The 17,107-nt window shown below is 34.1% G+C and carries 15 protein-coding genes; 10 read left to right on the plus strand and 5 right to left on the minus strand.

Annotated elements, in window-relative coordinates:
- Position 1: 1 nt before the first annotated feature.
- Both BS621_RS05775 and gltB read right to left on the minus strand, forming a co-directional pair.
- On the minus strand, positions 2–295 hold the full coding sequence (locus BS621_RS05775; protein WP_025934014.1) for a YciI family protein: 294 nt from the start codon (positions 293–295) through the stop codon (positions 2–4).
- Complete coding sequence (gltB, locus tag BS621_RS05780) at positions 296–4,867, minus strand: glutamate synthase large subunit (RefSeq protein WP_077142136.1); 4,572 nt, start codon at positions 4,865–4,867, stop codon at positions 296–298.
- Between the two features lie 195 nt (positions 4,868–5,062).
- On the opposite strand from gltB, the gene rpsL reads away from it, so the two are divergent.
- The 7 genes from rpsL (at position 5,063) to BS621_RS05815 (ending at position 11,420) form a co-directional block, all read left to right on the plus strand.
- Positions 5,063–5,437 carry a 30S ribosomal protein S12 gene (gene rpsL, locus BS621_RS05785; protein ID WP_002805703.1) on the plus strand — a complete coding sequence of 125 codons (375 nt, stop codon included), beginning with the start codon at positions 5,063–5,065 and terminating at the stop codon, positions 5,435–5,437.
- Between the two features lie 25 nt (positions 5,438–5,462).
- On the plus strand, positions 5,463–5,933 hold the full coding sequence (rpsG, locus tag BS621_RS05790; RefSeq protein ID WP_025923576.1) for a 30S ribosomal protein S7: 471 nt from the start codon (positions 5,463–5,465) through the stop codon (positions 5,931–5,933).
- A 96-nt stretch (positions 5,934–6,029) separates the two neighbouring features.
- On the plus strand, positions 6,030–8,105 hold the full coding sequence (gene fusA, locus BS621_RS05795) for an elongation factor G (protein WP_025937624.1): 2,076 nt from the start codon (positions 6,030–6,032) through the stop codon (positions 8,103–8,105).
- 45 nt (positions 8,106–8,150) lie between these two features.
- Positions 8,151–9,350, plus strand: coding sequence for an elongation factor Tu (gene tuf, locus BS621_RS05800; protein WP_077142137.1), 1,200 nt, complete (start codon positions 8,151–8,153; stop codon positions 9,348–9,350).
- Positions 9,351–9,450: 100 nt separating this feature from the next.
- Positions 9,451–9,771, plus strand: coding sequence for a 30S ribosomal protein S10 (rpsJ, locus tag BS621_RS05805; RefSeq protein ID WP_077142138.1), 321 nt, complete (start codon positions 9,451–9,453; stop codon positions 9,769–9,771).
- A gap of 56 nt (positions 9,772–9,827) precedes the next feature.
- The gene (locus tag BS621_RS05810) at positions 9,828–10,484 is read left to right on the plus strand and encodes an LON peptidase substrate-binding domain-containing protein (RefSeq protein ID WP_025937623.1); all 657 of its coding nucleotides are present in this window, start codon (positions 9,828–9,830) and stop codon (positions 10,482–10,484) included.
- Positions 10,485–11,420: a methyltransferase domain-containing protein gene (locus BS621_RS05815; RefSeq protein WP_077142139.1), complete on the plus strand. Its 936-nt coding sequence runs from the start codon at positions 10,485–10,487 to the stop codon at positions 11,418–11,420.
- 1 nt (position 11,421) lies between these two features.
- On the opposite strand, the gene pheA is transcribed toward BS621_RS05815, so the two are convergent.
- Complete coding sequence (gene pheA / locus BS621_RS05820) at positions 11,422–12,267, minus strand: prephenate dehydratase (RefSeq protein WP_077142140.1); 846 nt, start codon at positions 12,265–12,267, stop codon at positions 11,422–11,424.
- 52 nt (positions 12,268–12,319) lie between these two features.
- On the opposite strand from pheA, the gene BS621_RS05825 reads away from it, so the two are divergent.
- Entirely contained in the window at positions 12,320–12,838 is a 519-nt protein-coding gene (locus BS621_RS05825; RefSeq protein ID WP_077142141.1) for a DUF1997 domain-containing protein, read from the plus strand.
- Here the strand turns inward: BS621_RS05825 and BS621_RS05830 are convergent.
- Together BS621_RS05830 and BS621_RS05835 are read right to left on the minus strand one after the other, a co-directional pair.
- Positions 12,824–13,441: a ribonuclease HII gene (locus BS621_RS05830; RefSeq protein WP_077142142.1), complete on the minus strand. Its 618-nt coding sequence runs from the start codon at positions 13,439–13,441 to the stop codon at positions 12,824–12,826. The two genes, BS621_RS05825 and BS621_RS05830, sit on opposite strands and share 15 nt — an antisense overlap.
- Positions 13,398–15,230 carry an Rne/Rng family ribonuclease gene (locus BS621_RS05835; RefSeq protein WP_077142143.1) on the minus strand — a complete coding sequence of 611 codons (1,833 nt, stop codon included), beginning with the start codon at positions 15,228–15,230 and terminating at the stop codon, positions 13,398–13,400. Before BS621_RS05835 ends, BS621_RS05830 begins: the two co-directional genes overlap by 44 nt.
- A gap of 296 nt (positions 15,231–15,526) precedes the next feature.
- Here BS621_RS05835 and BS621_RS05840 point away from each other — a divergent pair, with 296 nt between their 5' ends.
- A complete protein-coding gene (locus BS621_RS05840) occupies positions 15,527–16,753 on the plus strand; it encodes an LL-diaminopimelate aminotransferase (RefSeq protein WP_077142144.1) in 1,227 nt (408 codons plus the stop codon).
- Positions 16,754–16,785: 32 nt separating this feature from the next.
- On the plus strand, positions 16,786–17,103 hold the full coding sequence (clpS, locus tag BS621_RS05845) for an ATP-dependent Clp protease adapter ClpS (RefSeq protein ID WP_077142145.1): 318 nt from the start codon (positions 16,786–16,788) through the stop codon (positions 17,101–17,103).
- The last annotated feature ends 4 nt before the right edge of the window (positions 17,104–17,107 follow it).

The raw sequence follows: 17,107 nt of genomic DNA on the forward strand, positions 1-17,107 counted from the left end.
TTCATTTATTTGGATCAACCCACTCATTTAATTTCCATTCAACTAGATCATTTTTAATCATTGGATCATTCTTAATTATTTTTAGTGCATTTCTATAGTTATTCATCTCAAGAATAAGTAATCCGCCGTCACCCGGCCTATTTAACTCATCTACCAAAAATCCACTTTTTATATTAATTCCCTGTGTTTTTAATTTTTTTACCCAATCAATATGTTCGTTAATTATTTTACGTTTTAAATCATTATTAATTAAGTATTCTTTTTTTATAATTTCAGTTTTTACAAAGAAAGGCATTTACATTTTTTTTATACCAAGCATCTCTTCTTCGCTTGGGGGAACAATTAATTTGAAAGTACTCTTAAAATGAGACCAATTTTCAATTATTTTGGCAGCCTTTAAGCTATTTGTTTTTGCTTGATATTCTCTAAGAATTTCCAATAAGATATTTTCCTGTTTGGATGAAGTTATTTGATGAATGCTTACTATTTCTTTATTTACTTTGTTACTTAAATCATTATTTTCATCGATTATAAAAGCTATTCCACCGGTCATGCCTGCACCAATATTCCTTCCTGTGGAACCTAGTATAACTACTTTCCCACCAGTCATATATTCACAACAATGATCACCTGCTCCTTCTGTTACCGCTGTAGCACCACTATTTCTAACCGCAAATCTTTCTCCCGATTTTCCTAATGCAAATAATTTTCCACCTGTTGCTCCATAAAGACAGGTGTTTCCTAAAATAACTTGTTCGGAGGAGATTTCATTTATTTTTGGTGGAATAATTGTGAGTATGCCTCCATTCATTCCTTTACAAACATAATCATTAGCTTCTCCGATTAATTGAACATTCATTCCCTTCAATAAAAAGGCACCAAAGCTTTGTCCTGCATATCCTTTGAAATTTAAGTTGATTTTGCCTTTGAAGCCAGTGTTGCCATGAAGTTCTGCGATTTCGCCTGATATTTTCGCACAAACACTTCTATCGGTATTTTTTATCTCAATTTCTTTGTTTAATATTTCGTGATTTTTAATTGAATCTATAAATTTAGTATCAGACAAAAACTCGTCTTCTAATACAGAACCATTACTATGGGCAGTTTTTAAGTGTTTTAACCATGATCTATCAGTGGTTGAGTGTTCATTTACTAAAGAAGAAAGATCAATATTAGAAGTTTTTGGAAGATCGATATTTCTTGCAGAAAGAAATTCTTGATTACCAATCAGTTCTTCCATATTAGAGACACCGATACTACTCATAATCTGTCTTACTTCTTCAGCAATATACAAGAAAAAATTGACGACATTTTCTGGAATACCTTTAAATCTTTTTCTTAATTCTTCTTTTTGTGTGGCAACTCCAACAGGACACTTGTTTGTATGACAAACCCGAGCCATTATGCATCCTTCAGCAATCATCGCTACAGAACCAAAACCGTATTCTTCAGCGCCTAGTAAAGCTGCAATAACTACGTCCCAGCCTGTTTTAAGACCTCCATCAGTTCTCAAAATTACTCTTTCGCGTAAGTTATTCTCTAAGAGAGATTTATGAACCTCAGCAACACCAAGTTCCCATGGTAAACCTGCATGTTTAATAGAACTCAGGGGTGAAGCACCTGTACCTCCGTCATGGCCTGATATTTGAATTACATCTGCATTAGCTTTGCTTACTCCAGCAGCAATAGTGCCTATACCAATTTCAGAAACAAGTTTAACGCTTACTTTCGCTTTTGGATGAACTTGATGTAAGTCGTGGATAAGTTGAGCTAAATCTTCAATTGAATAAATATCATGATGCGGGGGAGGAGATATTAAAGCTACCCCAGGTTTACTATTTCTTAGTTTTGCGATGTAAGAATCAACTTTTGGACCAGGTAATTGTCCCCCCTCTCCGGGTTTTGCACCTTGAGCCATTTTAATTTCGAGTTGTTTACCACTTCTTAGATATTCAGGTGTAACTCCAAACCTTCCTGATGCTATTTGTTTAATAGCTGAGCATGCGGTGTCTCCATTCTCTAAGCCTTTAATAAATGGCAACGTCGCTGACTGAGTATTTTCATCGATATCATTTAAAACATTAAAACGAGCTGGATCTTCTCCTCCTTCTCCACTATTACTTTTTCCACCAATTCTATTCATTGCAACTGCTAAAACTTCATGCGCTTCTCTGGATAAAGCACCTAAACTCATTCCCCCTGTACAGAACCTTTTGCAAATTGATTCAACACTTTCAACTTCCTCTAATGGAATACTTTTTCTTGTTGAATTAATTGTTAGTAAATCTCTAAGAGATGTTGTCGGTCTATTACTAATAAGTTTTTTGTAAGTTTCAAAATGATCGTATCCTGGTCCTTGTTTTACCGCTGAATGTAAAACCTTGGACATCTCTGGGTTATTGGAATGATATTCTCCATTATTTCTAAATTGTACAAATCCTAAAAATTCTAATTTCTTTATATCGATCTCTGGATAGGCTTTCGTATGTATTGAAAGTGTTTCATTAGTTAATTCTTTTAGTGTTATGCCTGCTATACGACTTGTTGTGCCATCAAAGGCAATTTTTATTAAGTCAGATCCAAGGCCTACAGCTTCAAAAATTTGTGCACCATGGTAACTAGATAAAAGTGAGATGCCTATTTTTGAGAGAATTTTTCTTAGACCGTCTTCTAAAGCTTTTTTAATATTTTCTTGAACATCAACTGTTGATAATGGATTTATTTTTTTGCTATCAATGAGTTTTTGTGTTTTTGGATGTTTTAACCAGTGTCTACCTGCTTCGAAGGTCAACCAAGGGCAAACTGCACTTGCTCCATATCCAATTAAACAAGCTAAGTGATGTGTGCTCCAGCATTGACCAGTCTCAATTATTAGAGAAGCTTTTAGCCTGATTTCTTTTTTAAGAAGATAATGATGAATTGCTCCAACAGCAAGTAAAGGAGGTATAAAAGTCTTTTTAGGATTAATTCCCTTATCAGAAATGATAATTAAAGAGCAACCTTCTTTTATAGACAGCTCACTCTGTTTACAGATTGCTTTTAATTGGTTCTCCAAGCCTTCAATACCTTCTTCTAAATCAAACAAACTTGAAATTGTCTGTGATTTAATTTTTGATTTTTTGATGGAAATGAGTTCTACCTCATTAAGAATCGGACTTTGTAAATGAACAAAGGGTTTAGCATCTTTAATTTCAAATGGTGTACATCTTTCTCCTAGATGCATCTCTAAACTCATTACAAGTTTTTCTCTCAGAGGGTCAATAGGAGGATTAGTAACTTGCGCAAATCTTTGCTTAAAGTAGTCGTATAAAATATGTGGCTTAGATGAAAGAACTGCTAATGGGATGTCATCGCCCATGCAATATGTAGGCTCTTTAGCTAATGAAGCCATTGAATCTAAGATAAGGTCATTATCTTCCGCTGAAAACCCGTATGCAGTTTGTTGTTGCAACAACTCAAGGTCTTTTAGTTTGCAGTCTTTAACCCATTCATTATTTTCAATTTTGATAGTTCTATTACTGAAAAGATTTTTATAATCATGCCTTTGAGCGGCTTCAGATTTTACTTCCCAATTTCTTAGGATTCTATTCTGATGAAAATCAACTGCCAACATTTGTCCTGGTCCTAATCGCCCTTTTTCTATTACTCTTTCTTCTTCAAGATCTACTACTCCTGTTTCAGAACCCATTATTACAAAACCATCATTTGTGACTGAATATCTTGCTGGTCTTAGGCCATTTCTATCAAGCGTTGCTCCGACAAAATTTCCATCAGCAAATACAAGGAGTGCTGGACCATCCCAAGCCTCTTGCAGGCTTGCAGAATATTCATAAAAAGCTTTTATATCATCTCTCTGCTCAAGTTCTGGTTGATCTCTAAATGCTTCAGGAACAAGTTTTAATAATGAGTCAGTAATGGGCTGACCTGAACGAATATTGATTTCAAGGGTTGCATCAAGATTTGATGAATCACTTTTGTTTACATCTACAATAGGCTTGATTTCATTAGATAACTCTCCCCAAAAATCATCTATATGTGTTTCTGAAGCCTTAGCCCAGTTGATATTACCTAAGAGAGTATTTATTTCGCCATTATGACCCAAAAATCTCATGGGTTGAGCTAGCGGCCATTTTGGAAGTGTATTAGTACTAAATCTACGATGATAAACAGAAAATGAAACTTTAAAACTCTCTTCTTTTAGATCTTGATAAAACTCGGATAATATTTCAGAGCGAACCATACCTTTATAAACAACTGTTTGAGAACTTAGTGAGGCAAAATAAAATTCACAATCCCCAACATCATTTTTAAAAGTTTCTCTTATTTTTTTCTCAATTCTTTTCCTTAATTGAAATAAAAGCCTTTCAACATCCTGATGATCTTTTTTAGCTATATATAAAATCCACTGACAGATGAATGGAGCATTTGCTTTAGCTAAAGGACCTAAGATTTCATAATTAACAGGTACTTTTCTCCAAGATGTTTTGTTGACTTTTAATTTTTCTGCTTCTTGATCACATATCGATTTGCATAATTCAATTTTTTCTTGTTTATTAGGCATAAAAATCATGCCTAAACCTCTATTAGACTCTTGATTATTTTTTAGATTAATTTTTTCTTCTAGATATCCCCATGGAATTGAACATAAAATTCCCGCTCCATCTCCTGAATCACTATCTCCTCCACAACCTCCTCTATGTTCCATGCAGTTAAGCCCTTTAAGGGACTGTTTAAGGATCCAATTGCTTTCGACCCCTTTAATATTTGCTATGAAACCAACTCCACACGCATCTTTCTCCCCAATTATTCCATTTGGGGAATAACTATCTTGATATGGGCCAACGATTCTTTTGATACTCTCTCCCATAGATTATTTAATTCTATTTAGTTATTTATGTATTCCTATTATAAAAATAAATATGAAAATAAATCTAAAGATAATGAATATTTACCAAAGAATTTTAATTTGACAAATTTTAAAAAAAATATAATTAAAAACTTTTAGTTCGTGCTCGTAAAAGGTTATGATAATAAAATATTTATTTTTATCTAAGTTTAATAGATGCCCACCATCTCACAATTAGTAGGTTCAGAAAGAAAACGTCTGACAAAGAAAACAAAATCTCCTGCATTAAAAGCTTGCCCTGAGAGAAGAGGGGTATGTACAAGAGTCTATACATCAACACCAAAGAAGCCAAATTCAGCTTTGAGGAAAGTTGCTAGGGTTAGATTAACTTCTGGTTTTGAGGTAACTGCTTATATTCCTGGGATTGGACATAATTTGCAAGAACATTCTGTAGTACTACTTAGGGGTGGAAGAGTCAAGGATTTGCCAGGAGTTAGATATCATATAATAAGGGGAACTTTAGATACGGCTGGAGTCAAAGATAGACGTCAATCCAGATCTAAGTATGGAGCAAAAGCTCCAAAAGATTAATTTGCAAACATCACTTTTTTAAATTATGTCACGTCGTAATGCAGCGGTAAAAAGACCAGTTCTGCCTGATCCTCAATTTAATAGTCGTCTTGCTTCAATGATGATTTCTCGATTGATGAAACATGGTAAAAAATCTACAGCTCAAAGAATATTGTCTGATGCGTTTTCTTTAATAAGCGAAAGAACAGGTGGTAATGCAGTGGAATTATTTGAAACAGCTGTAAAAAATGCTACTCCTCTTGTCGAGGTAAGAGCTAGAAGAGTTGGTGGTGCAACATATCAAGTACCTATGGAAGTGCGCCAAGATAGGGGAACGGCTATGGCATTAAGATGGCTTGTTACATTCTCTCGCGCAAGAAATGGAAAAAGCATGTCCCAAAAACTTGCTGGAGAGTTGATGGATGCAGCAAATGAAACAGGCAGTGCCGTTAAAAAAAGAGAAGATACTCATAAAATGGCAGAAGCTAATAAAGCTTTTGCGCATTACAGATATTAATTTCATCAAAAGGCACTTAAGTAGTTTATTATTATTAAAGTTTGCTCATAGGGTGAACTACACTTATCAAAAATTATTTTATTTGGAGCTTTAAAATTGGCACGCGACTTTCCCCTAGAACGAGTAAGGAACATAGGTATAGCCGCTCATATTGATGCAGGTAAGACAACAACAACTGAAAGAATTTTATTTTATTCAGGTGTAGTTCATAAAATAGGAGAGGTTCATGATGGTGCTGCAGTAACAGATTGGATGGATCAAGAAAGAGAAAGAGGAATAACTATTACTGCGGCTGCAATATCTACTAGTTGGCAAGATCATAGGATTAATATTATTGATACTCCTGGACACGTTGACTTTACTATTGAAGTTGAAAGATCAATGCGTGTCTTGGATGGAGTCATAGCTGTATTTTGCGCAGTTGGTGGAGTTCAGCCTCAATCCGAAACGGTTTGGCGTCAAGCGGATAGATACTCTGTTCCAAGAATGGTTTTTGTTAATAAAATGGACAGAACTGGTGCGGATTTTTTAAAGGTTAATAAGCAAATTAAAGATCGACTAAAGGCAAATGCACTTCCAATCCAGTTACCTATTGGTGCTGAAGGTGATCTTACAGGCATTATTGATTTAGTAGCCAACAAAGCATATCTTTACAAAAACGATTTAGGTACTGATATTGAAGAAGCACCAATCCCATCTGACATGGAGGACGAAGCTTCTGAATGGAGATTAAAGTTAATGGAAAGTGTTGCAGAAAATGATGAAGAGTTAATAGAAATATTTCTCGAAACCGGAGAATTATCTGAAGAGCAACTTAAAAAAGGTATTAGAGAAGGAGTTTTAAAACATGGATTGGTTCCAGTATTATGCGGTTCAGCTTTTAAAAATAAAGGTGTCCAACTTGTATTAGACGCTGTAGTTGATTACTTGCCAGCTCCAGTTGATGTGAAACCAATACAAGGTGTTTTGCCAAGTGGCAAAGAAGACGTTAGACCTTCAGATGATAATGCTCCTTTCAGTGCATTAGCATTCAAAGTGATGTCAGATCCCTATGGGAAATTAACTTTTGTAAGAATGTATTCAGGTGTTCTTTCAAAGGGAAGTTACGTAATGAATTCTACTAAGGATGCTAAAGAGAGAATTTCTAGATTAGTGATTCTTAAGGCTGATGAAAGAGAGGAGGTTGATGAATTGAGGGCTGGGGATTTAGGTGCTGTATTAGGCCTGAAGAACACAACAACTGGTGACACTTTGTGTAACACAGAAGATCCAATAGTTTTGGAGACATTGTTTATCCCTGAACCTGTTATCTCTGTAGCTGTTGAGCCAAAAACTAAAGGCGATATGGAAAAATTATCAAAAGCATTAACTGCTTTGTCTGAAGAGGATCCAACATTCAGGGTAAGTACAGATCCTGAGACAAATCAAACTGTTATTGCAGGTATGGGTGAGTTACACTTAGAAATCCTTGTTGATAGGATGTTAAGGGAATTTAAAGTTGAAGCAAATATAGGAGCTCCACAAGTTTCATATAGAGAAACTATTAGGTCTAGTTCTAAAGGTGAAGGTAAATATGCAAGACAGACTGGAGGTAAAGGTCAATATGGTCATGTGATTATTGAAATGGAACCTGCTGAAGTTGGTAAAGGTTTCGAATTTGTAAACAAAATTGTTGGTGGAGCTGTACCAAAAGAGTATATTGGACCTGCATCTAATGGAATGAAAGAGACCTGTGAATCTGGTGTTCTTGCCGGTTATCCACTCATTGATGTAAAAGTAACACTAGTCGATGGTTCATTCCACGATGTAGACTCATCTGAAATGGCCTTCAAAATTGCAGGTTCCATGGCTTTTAAAGACGGGGTTAAAAAATGCAATCCTGTCCTTTTAGAGCCTATGATGAAAGTTGAGGTTGAAAGCCCTGACGATTTTCTTGGATCTGTAATTGGTGATCTCTCTTCCAGAAGAGGTCAAGTAGAAGGACAATCTGTTGACGATGGATTGTCTAAGGTACAGGCCAAAGTGCCCTTAGCCGAAATGTTCGGTTATGCCACTCAACTCCGATCAATGACTCAAGGTCGGGGTATATTTTCGATGGAGTTCGCAAATTATGAAGAAGTTCCTCGTAATGTTGCTGAAGCTATCATTTCCAAGAATCAGGGCAACTCCTGATCTCTAAACTAAAAAACTCTTAAACCCTCGATTCTTTAATTCAAAATGGCTCGCGAGAAGTTCGAAAGAAACAAACCACATGTCAACATAGGTACTATTGGCCATGTTGATCATGGAAAAACAACACTAACAGCTGCTATTACAAATGTATTAGCCAAAAAAGGTCAAGCACAAGCTCAAGACTATGGAGACATTGATGGTGCTCCTGAAGAAAGAGAGCGTGGCATTACCATTAATACAGCTCATGTTGAATATGAAACTGAAGGCAGACATTATGCTCATGTCGATTGCCCAGGACATGCTGATTATGTGAAAAACATGATCACAGGGGCCGCCCAGATGGATGGAGCTATTCTAGTTTGTGCAGCTACAGATGGTCCTATGGCTCAAACTAAAGAGCATATTCTTTTAGCTAAACAGGTTGGAGTTCCGGCTCTTGTAGTTGCTCTTAATAAATGCGATATGGTCGATGATGAAGAAATTATTGAACTTGTCGAAATGGAAATTAGGGAACTGTTAGATAGTTATGACTTCCCCGGAGATGACATTCCTATAGTTCAAGTTTCAGGTTTAAAAGCACTCGAAGGCGATTCTACTTGGGAATCAAAGATTGAAGAATTAATGAAAGCAGTTGATGCTAGCATCCCTGAGCCAGAAAGAGAAGTTGATAAACCATTCTTGATGGCAGTTGAAGACGTTTTCTCGATTACTGGTAGAGGAACTGTTGCTACTGGAAGAATTGAGAGAGGTAAAGTTAAGGTTGGAGAAGAAGTAGAAATAGTTGGAATAAGAGATACAAGAATAACAACTGTTACTGGAGTTGAAATGTTCCGAAAACTTCTTGACGAAGGTATGGCTGGCGATAATGTTGGTTTACTTTTACGGGGTGTACAAAAAGAAGATATTGAGAGAGGAATGGTTCTTGTGAAGAAAGGATCTATTACCCCGCATACTCAGTTTGAAGGGGAAGTTTATGTTCTCAAAAAAGAAGAGGGTGGAAGACATACTCCTTTCTTTGCAGGATATAGACCACAGTTCTACATCAGAACAACTGATGTGACAGGTCAAATAACTGCATTTACTTCAGATGATGGCTCTAATGTTGAAATGGTTATGCCAGGAGACCGAATTAAGATGACTGGAGAATTAATTTGTCCAGTAGCTATTGAACAAGGCATGCGATTCGCTATACGTGAAGGCGGACGTACTATCGGTGCTGGGGTTGTTTCTAAAATACTCAAATAATAAATTTTAATTTTAGAAACTTAACCTCAATCATCTAATATAGGTTTATGGACAAGGGTCATTTTAATCAATGACCCTTAACTTGAAGTTATTTGAAACTATGACTGCATCAATTGCACAACAAAAAATAAGAATAAGGCTCAAAGCATTTGATAGAAGAATGCTTGATCTATCTTGCGACAAAATAATCCAAACTGCTGATACTACTTCTGCCTCAGCAATAGGTCCAATACCTTTACCTACAAAAAGGAAAATTTATTGTGTCCTAAGATCACCACATGTTGATAAAGATTCTAGAGAGCATTTTGAAACAAGAACACATCGAAGAATAATAGATATCTACAATCCTTCTGCAAAAACTATTGATGCTTTAATGAAACTAGATCTCCCTAGTGGTGTAGATATAGAAGTTAAACTTTAACAAATCCCGAAACCGACCTAAATTGATTAATATAAATAATATTAGATGAGGTTTAAATGGGAGAACTCTCAGTAAGGGAATTACCTCTATTTCCTTTGCCAGAGGTAGTCCTTTTTCCTCAAGAAGTATTGCCTTTACATATTTTTGAATCGAGATATAGGATTATGCTCCAATCCGTTCTTGAAAGTGATTCTATGTTTGGAGTGATTAAGTGGGATCCAACCACTAAAAGTATGGCTAATGTTGGATGTTGTGCACAAATTTTAAAACATCAAACTGCAGAGGATGGGAGAAGTAATATTATCACTCTCGGCCAACAAAGATTTCAAGTTTTAGAAATTACCCGTTCGACGCCATTTTGTTCTGCGATGGTTAGTTGGATTAGTGATAATAATATTGATGATTTGCAAAAATTAGATTCTTTAAAAGATTCAGTAAAAGAAGCACTTAGTGATGTTATTAATTTAACGAGTAAGTTAACTAATACTAAGAAAAATTTACCTGATAAATTACCTGACAACCCAATGGATTTATCATTTTGGATAGGAGCTCATTTGGGCGGCCCTGTTGCGGAAGAACAGCAAAGACTCCTTGAGGAGAGAAATACTTTTACTCGTTTGCAAAGAGAATATGAAATGCTTGATCATACAAGAAAACAACTTGCAGCAAGAACAGCATTGAAAGAGAGTTTTCCTGATATAAAAGAAAATTAAATGTTTGAATTATTATTCCCTTTTTTTTTAATAGTTTTATTCATTCTAGTCCTAACTATTATTTGGAGAAATAATGCTAGAAAATATATTTCTACTAGTACAGTAGCTTCTGCATATGATGCTTGGACCAAGGATAAATTACTTGAGAGATTATGGGGAGAACATATACATTTGGGTTTTTATCCTTCAGGGGTAAAAAATATTGATTTTAGGAAGGCTAAAGTTCAGTTTGTTCACGAATTAGTCAAATGGAGTGGTTTAGATAAATTACCACAGGGATCCAGAATACTTGATGTAGGTTGTGGAATAGGGGGAAGTTCTAGGATTCTTGCAGAATATTATGGGTTTAATGTTACTGGCATTACAATTAGTCCGGCTCAAGTTAAAAGAGCACGAGAACTTACTCCTTATGGGCTAAATTGCACCTTCCAAGTTATGGATGCTTTGGATTTGAAATTTGAAGATGGATCATTTGATGCCGTCTGGAGTGTTGAAGCTGGTGCACACATGAATGATAAAACTAGGTTTGCAGATGAATTACTTAGAACTCTAAGACCTGGAGGTTATTTAGCTTTGGCTGATTGGAACTCAAGAGACCTTGGGGCATACCCTCCATCATTTTTTGAAAAGTTAGTTCTTAAACAATTACTTGAACAATGGGTACATCCGAATTTTATTAGCATTAATGAATTTAGTAACATTCTTAGAACCAACGAAAATAGTTCAGGAAGAGTTATTTCTGAAAATTGGAATTCCTATACAAATCCTTCATGGTACGACTCCATTATTGAAGGAATTAGAAGGCCCTTTGTAATTTTGTCACTTGGTCCATTTGCGATAGTTAAGTCGATTAGAGAGATTCCAACAATACTTCTCATGAATTGGGCATTTAGAAAAGGTTTAATGGAGTTTGGAGTTTATAAATGTAGAGGATAAATTAATTTAGTTCAACATTTTCAGAAAAATAATTTCCAAAATCTACAAAATTCTTGCAAAGTGGCTTTAACTTATTTTTTAATTCAAGAAAATGTTTAATGTTATTTTGATTATTGATTTCTAAATCAATATAAATTATGTATTCGCCTAATTCTCTTTTTGAAGGTCTCGATTCAATTTTACTCATATTAAATCCAAAATCTGCAATATAATTTATAGCTTTTAGTAGAGCACCAGGTTTATTTGAGATTAATGAGAAAGCAAAACTGGCAATATTAGCTAAATTTGAATTTGATTCCCTGCTCAATAAAACAAATCTAGTGCAATTACCTGGAACATCATTAATAGGAAAGGCTAATTCTTTAAGTCCCTCGATTTTAATTAACGATTTTGAACCGATAGCAGCTCTGAATTTACTCCCCTTGATCATATTGACAGCTTCTGATGTTGAATTTGTCGGGAGAGGAATTGCATTTGGAAGATTCTCAGATAACCATTCTGAACATTGAGCTAATGCTTGGGGATGAGATAAAACTTCTGAAATTTTTGAAAGTTCTCCATCACTAATTAATGCATGTTTTATAGGTAAAACAATTGCTTTATTTATAAAAATTTCAGGAAATTTCCAAAGGGCATCTAGAGTAGCTGTAACTCCCCCTTCTACAGAATTTTCTATAGGGACTACAGCAGCATCACAATTGTTGCACGCTATTGATTTAATGACCGAATGTAACCCATTACATGGTACAAATATAGGTGTCTGAAAATTGGCAAGCTTTGATAATATATGGGCTGCTTTTTCTGCGTATGTTCCTTGAGGACCTAAATATGCAACTTGTTTGCGCATGATTAATTTTAAAAAAAAAAGAGATCAAATAAGCATTGGAGGAATATAGAAAATGCTATTGTCTTTTGATGCTAAACAGAAACTCAAGCTTTCTGTAACACGTAATAAAGAATATCTTTCTAAATATCTTTTGGAAGAAGAAAGAGTTGTTGGAGCAATGCTTGACTCCAAAAAATTAGTATCAGAAGGAGTAGGTAGATATAAGTATACAGTAACAAGTTTTAAGGTTTTTCAATTAGATATTAACCCTGTTGTCTCAATTGCAGTAGAAAATAAAGATGGAATTTTAAAAATGAGTGCCCTCGAAAGCACATTGGATGGTTTAGGCATGATAGATGATTTTAATCTTATTTTAAAAGCGAATTTGGAAGCAACTGATATAGGTTTAGAAGGTGAGGCACTTCTTGGAGTATCTGTAAGTCAACCCCCTCTTCTGAAGCTCATACCAAAGAAAATTTTGGAATCTACTGGTCATTCGGTATTAAATGGGATTCTTTTGGGTATAAAGTCAAGAGTTCAACAGCAACTCGTAAAAGATTTTTTAGATTGGTGTGAATTAAATAAGATTTGATTTCTTTAAAAAACTTTTCCTATGAAGTTCATTTATTCCATTTTTTTTGATTAATGAAAGATGCTCTCTGGTTCCATAACCTTTATTTTTAAATATCATGTATCCTGAGTATTTTTTTTCTAACCTCTCCATTAGATCGTCGCGATAAACTTTGGCAACTATGCTTGCTGAAGCTATCGAGATAAACTTTGAGTCTCCTGATACTATGTTTTTCTGCATTCCGTCCCATGGCCTTAATAATAAGGGACCATCAATTATTAATTCAGATGGCTTTTCTTTTAATTTTTTTAAAGCCCTTATCATTGAAAGTTCTGTCGCAACTCTGATACCTAACTTATCTATTTCTTTGGCCGAAGATTGCCCAATTCCATAATCTGAAGAGAGTAATAAAATTTTTGGTAAAAGTAATTTTCTTCTTTTGGGAGTTAGTTTTTTACTATCTGTCACTCCAAATTGTTTTAAGATAGATATATTTTTTTCATTTAATACTACAGCTGCTGCAAAAACCGGACCAAAAATTGCTCCCCTTCCAACTTCATCTATTCCAACTTCGAAAACTTTATTCAATGCTTGCTGAAGATCTTCTTCTTTTTTTTCTTGCATTGTTTAGCTCATCTATAAGTTCAATTTCATCCTTTTTATCTGTAAATACAACTTCATTATTATCTTTAGTTTTATTTGTTGATTGATCTTTAGAATTTACATTTGCTTCAATTTTAATTTGAATGTTTTCTTCTCCCAATTTTGAGATTTTTTTAATTTGTTTTGTTTTTGTTTTTGTTTTTTTATTATCTAAGGATTTTTCCGTTTCTTTATTACTTTCTTTTAAACGCACAAAATTATTGCTGGTGAGATATTCTTTACCTAACTTTATAAGTGGATTAATACCTAATTGACTGAAAACAATTTTTTCTTCATTTGTAAGATCAACTGTGATTGTATTTTTTTCTTTTGAATTTGATTGGTTAAAATTATCATTTTCATTATCATTTTCTTTTTTATTAGAAGCATTCTTTTTACTTAGGTCTTTGGAGTTAATTAATTCCTTATCAATTATTTTTTCCTGCTCATCAGTTGATTGAGAAGTATCTGAATCTAGAGATTTTATATTGTTTGATTGATTCGACTGATTTTCAACATTTTTAATTTTTAAGTTAGAAATTTCGTGATTTAATATATTTTCTACATGTCCGGTACCATCGCATGTAGAACATTTTTGACCGAATAATTCATATATATTTTGACCTTGTCTTTTTCTGGTTAACTCTACTAAGCCTAATTCAGTAAGCTGAGCTATTTGAGGCCTAGCAGAATCATCTTTTATTGCTGAGGTAAAATGCTCAAGTAACTGAAATTGATCTCTTCTAGATTCCATATCGATAAAATCTATTACTATAACTCCACCAATATTTCTTAATTTCATTTGCCTTGAGATTTCAACTGCTGCTTCGCAGTTTGTCCACAAAACAGTTTGTCTTGAATTTGCGGATCTTGTAAATGATCCAGAGTTTACATCGATTACTGTTAAAGCTTCAGTAGGTTCGATAATGATATAACCTCCCGAAGGAAGATCTACTCTCGGCTGGAGAGCTTTTTGAATTGTTTTCTTAATTTCGTACTTTTCGAAGATATGTTGATTTAAATTGTTATCGTGAAATTCAATCTCTATATCAGATTCATAATTTTTTAAAAACTCTTTTGCCCTTGCAACTGAAAAATTACTATCAATAATTATGCTTTTAGTTGTTCCTTTAATATGATCTCTTAAGATCTTAAGAGAGAAATCATCATCTCTTTTTATTAAATTTGGTGGATTAGAAGCTTCTGAAACTTTTAGTATATTTTCCCATTGTTGAATTAATTGTTCTAAATCTTCAATAAGAAGTTCTTCTTTTATTTTTTCAGCTTCAGTTCTAAATAACAAGCCTGTGGTGGGTGGTTTTATTAAAACTCCAAGAGCTTTTAAACGGCTTCTTTCTGTTTCTGTATTTATTTTCCTTGAAATATTTACTCCTTGACCATAAGGTTGTAATATCAAGTATTTCCCTGGGATTGAAATACTTCCCGTTAGTCTGGGGCCTTTAGATCCTGTGGGTTCCTTTATGACCTGTACTAAAACTTTTTGTTTTGGTTCTAGTAATTCAGTTATTCCAAATGTCCCTTTTTTAAGTCTTAGTGGACCTAAATCTGAAACATGGATGAATCCATTTTTCTCGCTTTCACCAATATTTATAAAAGCTGCATCAATGCCAGGGAGAACATTTTCAACTGTTCCTAAAAAAATATCGCCAATTTGATATTGACCTTGTGCGACGATTAATTCATCAACTCGATCATCTGTGAGTAGTGCTGCTATTCGAGCCTGCTCAGCGATGATAATTTGCTGAGACATATAATTGATTCTGAATGATTTGGATTTTGAAAATCGTCTAAACTAAACAATTAAATTTTCTTTTATTAAAGCAAGTTTTTTATAGCTTTTATTTTTTACTTTTTAAAATTAATAAAGTTAATAGTGATTGAATTCTGCTATCTATAGAGCTTTAAACGATTTTTAAACTAATTGAAATTGAATTCATAGCTATGACTATATCTGAAATTAATCATAACTAGAATAATATTAACATCTAATCACCATTAAAGCACGTTGATACATTATTCTAATATTGGTGAAATTTTTTATCTAAAGTGGTCCAAGTAAACGAAAATTATTTAAAACTCAAAGCAGGCTATTTATTTCCTGAAATTGCTAAAAGGGTAAAAATATATTCTCAATCAAATAAGAATGCTGAAATTATTAAGCTTGGTATTGGAGATGTTACAGAACCATTACCGAGAGCATGTATAGAAGCTATGGGTAAAGCTTTAGATGAAATGGGAACAATAGATGGTTTTAGAGGATATGGACCAGAACAAGGCTATTCATGGCTCAGAGAAAAAATATCTGAGCATGATTTTATTTCAAGAGGCTGTCAAATTTCACCTGAAGAAATCTTTGTTTCTGATGGTTCTAAATGCGATAGTAGCAATATTTTAGATATTCTTGGCAAAGATAATTCAATTGCAGTAACAGATCCTGTTTACCCAGTTTATGTAGATAGTAACGTTATGACTGGCAGAACTGGAGATTCTCTGGAAAATGGTACTTATCAAGGATTGACATATCTTGCAATAAACGAGGGGAATAACTTTTTGCCAGAACTGCCTGAAAAAAAAGTTGATATTTTGTATCTTTGTTTTCCTAATAATCCGACTGGAGCAACGATTAATAAAGCAGAATTGAAAAAATGGGTTGACTATGCTCTTCAAAACAAATCCCTAATACTTTTTGATGCAGCTTATGAAGCATTTATTCAAGATAATGATATTCCACATTCAATATATGAGATTGAGGGAGCAAAGGATTGTGCTATTGAATTTAGATCTTTTTCAAAGAATGCAGGATTCACTGGAGTTAGATGTGCTTTTACAGTAATTCCTAAAAATCTTAAAGGTTTGAGCTCAACAAATGAGGAAATAGAATTATGGCCTCTTTGGAATAGGCGACAATCTACAAAGTTCAATGGAGTAAGTTATGTGGTTCAGAAAGGAGCAGAAGCTGTTTATTCTCTTGAAGGGAAGAAACAGGTGAGAGATTTAATTGATTTTTATATGGAAAATGCAAAAATAATGAAAAATAAACTTCAGAATTCAGGATATAAAGTTTACGGTGGGGACAATGCTCCTTATATCTGGATTAAAGTTCCAGATCAAATGACATCTTGGGACTTTTTTGATTTCCTTCTCCAAAAAGTTAGTGTAGTGGGAACACCTGGGAGCGGATTTGGATTAGCAGGAGAGGGTTATTTTCGCTTGTCAGCATTTAACTCACGATCAAACGTCCTTGATGCAATGGAAAGAATAATTAATATATAATTACAAGTACAACTTAAACTCTAATAAATTTAATGCTTCCTTTAAAGTTAGAACAAAGTGTAAATAATAATTCAGTAGTGATTGAAAAGAAACCTGCTGAATTAAAAAATAAATCTCCAAAATATAAGGTTTTACTTCATAATGACCCAGTTAATTCAATGGAGTATGTCACTATTTCACTCCGAGAAGTAGTGCCGCAATTAAGTGAACAAGATGCTTTAGCTATAATGCTTGAGGCACATAATACTGGTGTGGGTTTAGTAATTGTTTGTGATTTAGAGCCAGCAGAATTCTACTCAGAATCATTAAAATCTAAAGGAATTTCTAGTTCAATTGAGAAAGAGGATTAATAAC

This window comes from Prochlorococcus sp. RS04 (assembly GCF_001989455.1).
GTDB lineage: Bacteria > Cyanobacteriota > Cyanobacteriia > PCC-6307 > Cyanobiaceae > Prochlorococcus_A.

Bases quoted from the DNA above. Each gene is read 5' to 3' on its own strand.
- BS621_RS05775 (WP_025934014.1), bottom strand. From the start codon at position 295: ATGCCTTTCTTTGTAAAAACTGAAATTATAAAAAAAGAATACTTAATT.
- BS621_RS05810 (WP_025937623.1), top strand. From the start codon at position 9,828: ATGGGAGAACTCTCAGTAAGGGAATTACCTCTATTTCCTTTGCCAGAG.
- BS621_RS05835 (WP_077142143.1), bottom strand. From the start codon at position 15,230: ATGTCTCAGCAAATTATCATCGCTGAGCAGGCTCGAATAGCAGCACTA.
- tuf (WP_077142137.1), top strand. From the start codon at position 8,151: ATGGCTCGCGAGAAGTTCGAAAGAAACAAACCACATGTCAACATAGGT.
- BS621_RS05815 (WP_077142139.1), top strand. From the start codon at position 10,485: ATGTTTGAATTATTATTCCCTTTTTTTTTAATAGTTTTATTCATTCTA.
- clpS (WP_077142145.1), top strand. From the start codon at position 16,786: ATGCTTCCTTTAAAGTTAGAACAAAGTGTAAATAATAATTCAGTAGTG.
- rpsG (WP_025923576.1), top strand. From the start codon at position 5,463: ATGTCACGTCGTAATGCAGCGGTAAAAAGACCAGTTCTGCCTGATCCT.
- pheA (WP_077142140.1), bottom strand. From the start codon at position 12,267: ATGCGCAAACAAGTTGCATATTTAGGTCCTCAAGGAACATACGCAGAA.
- gltB (WP_077142136.1), bottom strand. From the start codon at position 4,867: ATGGGAGAGAGTATCAAAAGAATCGTTGGCCCATATCAAGATAGTTAT.
- BS621_RS05830 (WP_077142142.1), bottom strand. From the start codon at position 13,441: ATGCAAGAAAAAAAAGAAGAAGATCTTCAGCAAGCATTGAATAAAGTT.
- rpsL (WP_002805703.1), top strand. From the start codon at position 5,063: ATGCCCACCATCTCACAATTAGTAGGTTCAGAAAGAAAACGTCTGACA.
- BS621_RS05825 (WP_077142141.1), top strand. From the start codon at position 12,320: ATGCTATTGTCTTTTGATGCTAAACAGAAACTCAAGCTTTCTGTAACA.
- rpsJ (WP_077142138.1), top strand. From the start codon at position 9,451: ATGACTGCATCAATTGCACAACAAAAAATAAGAATAAGGCTCAAAGCA.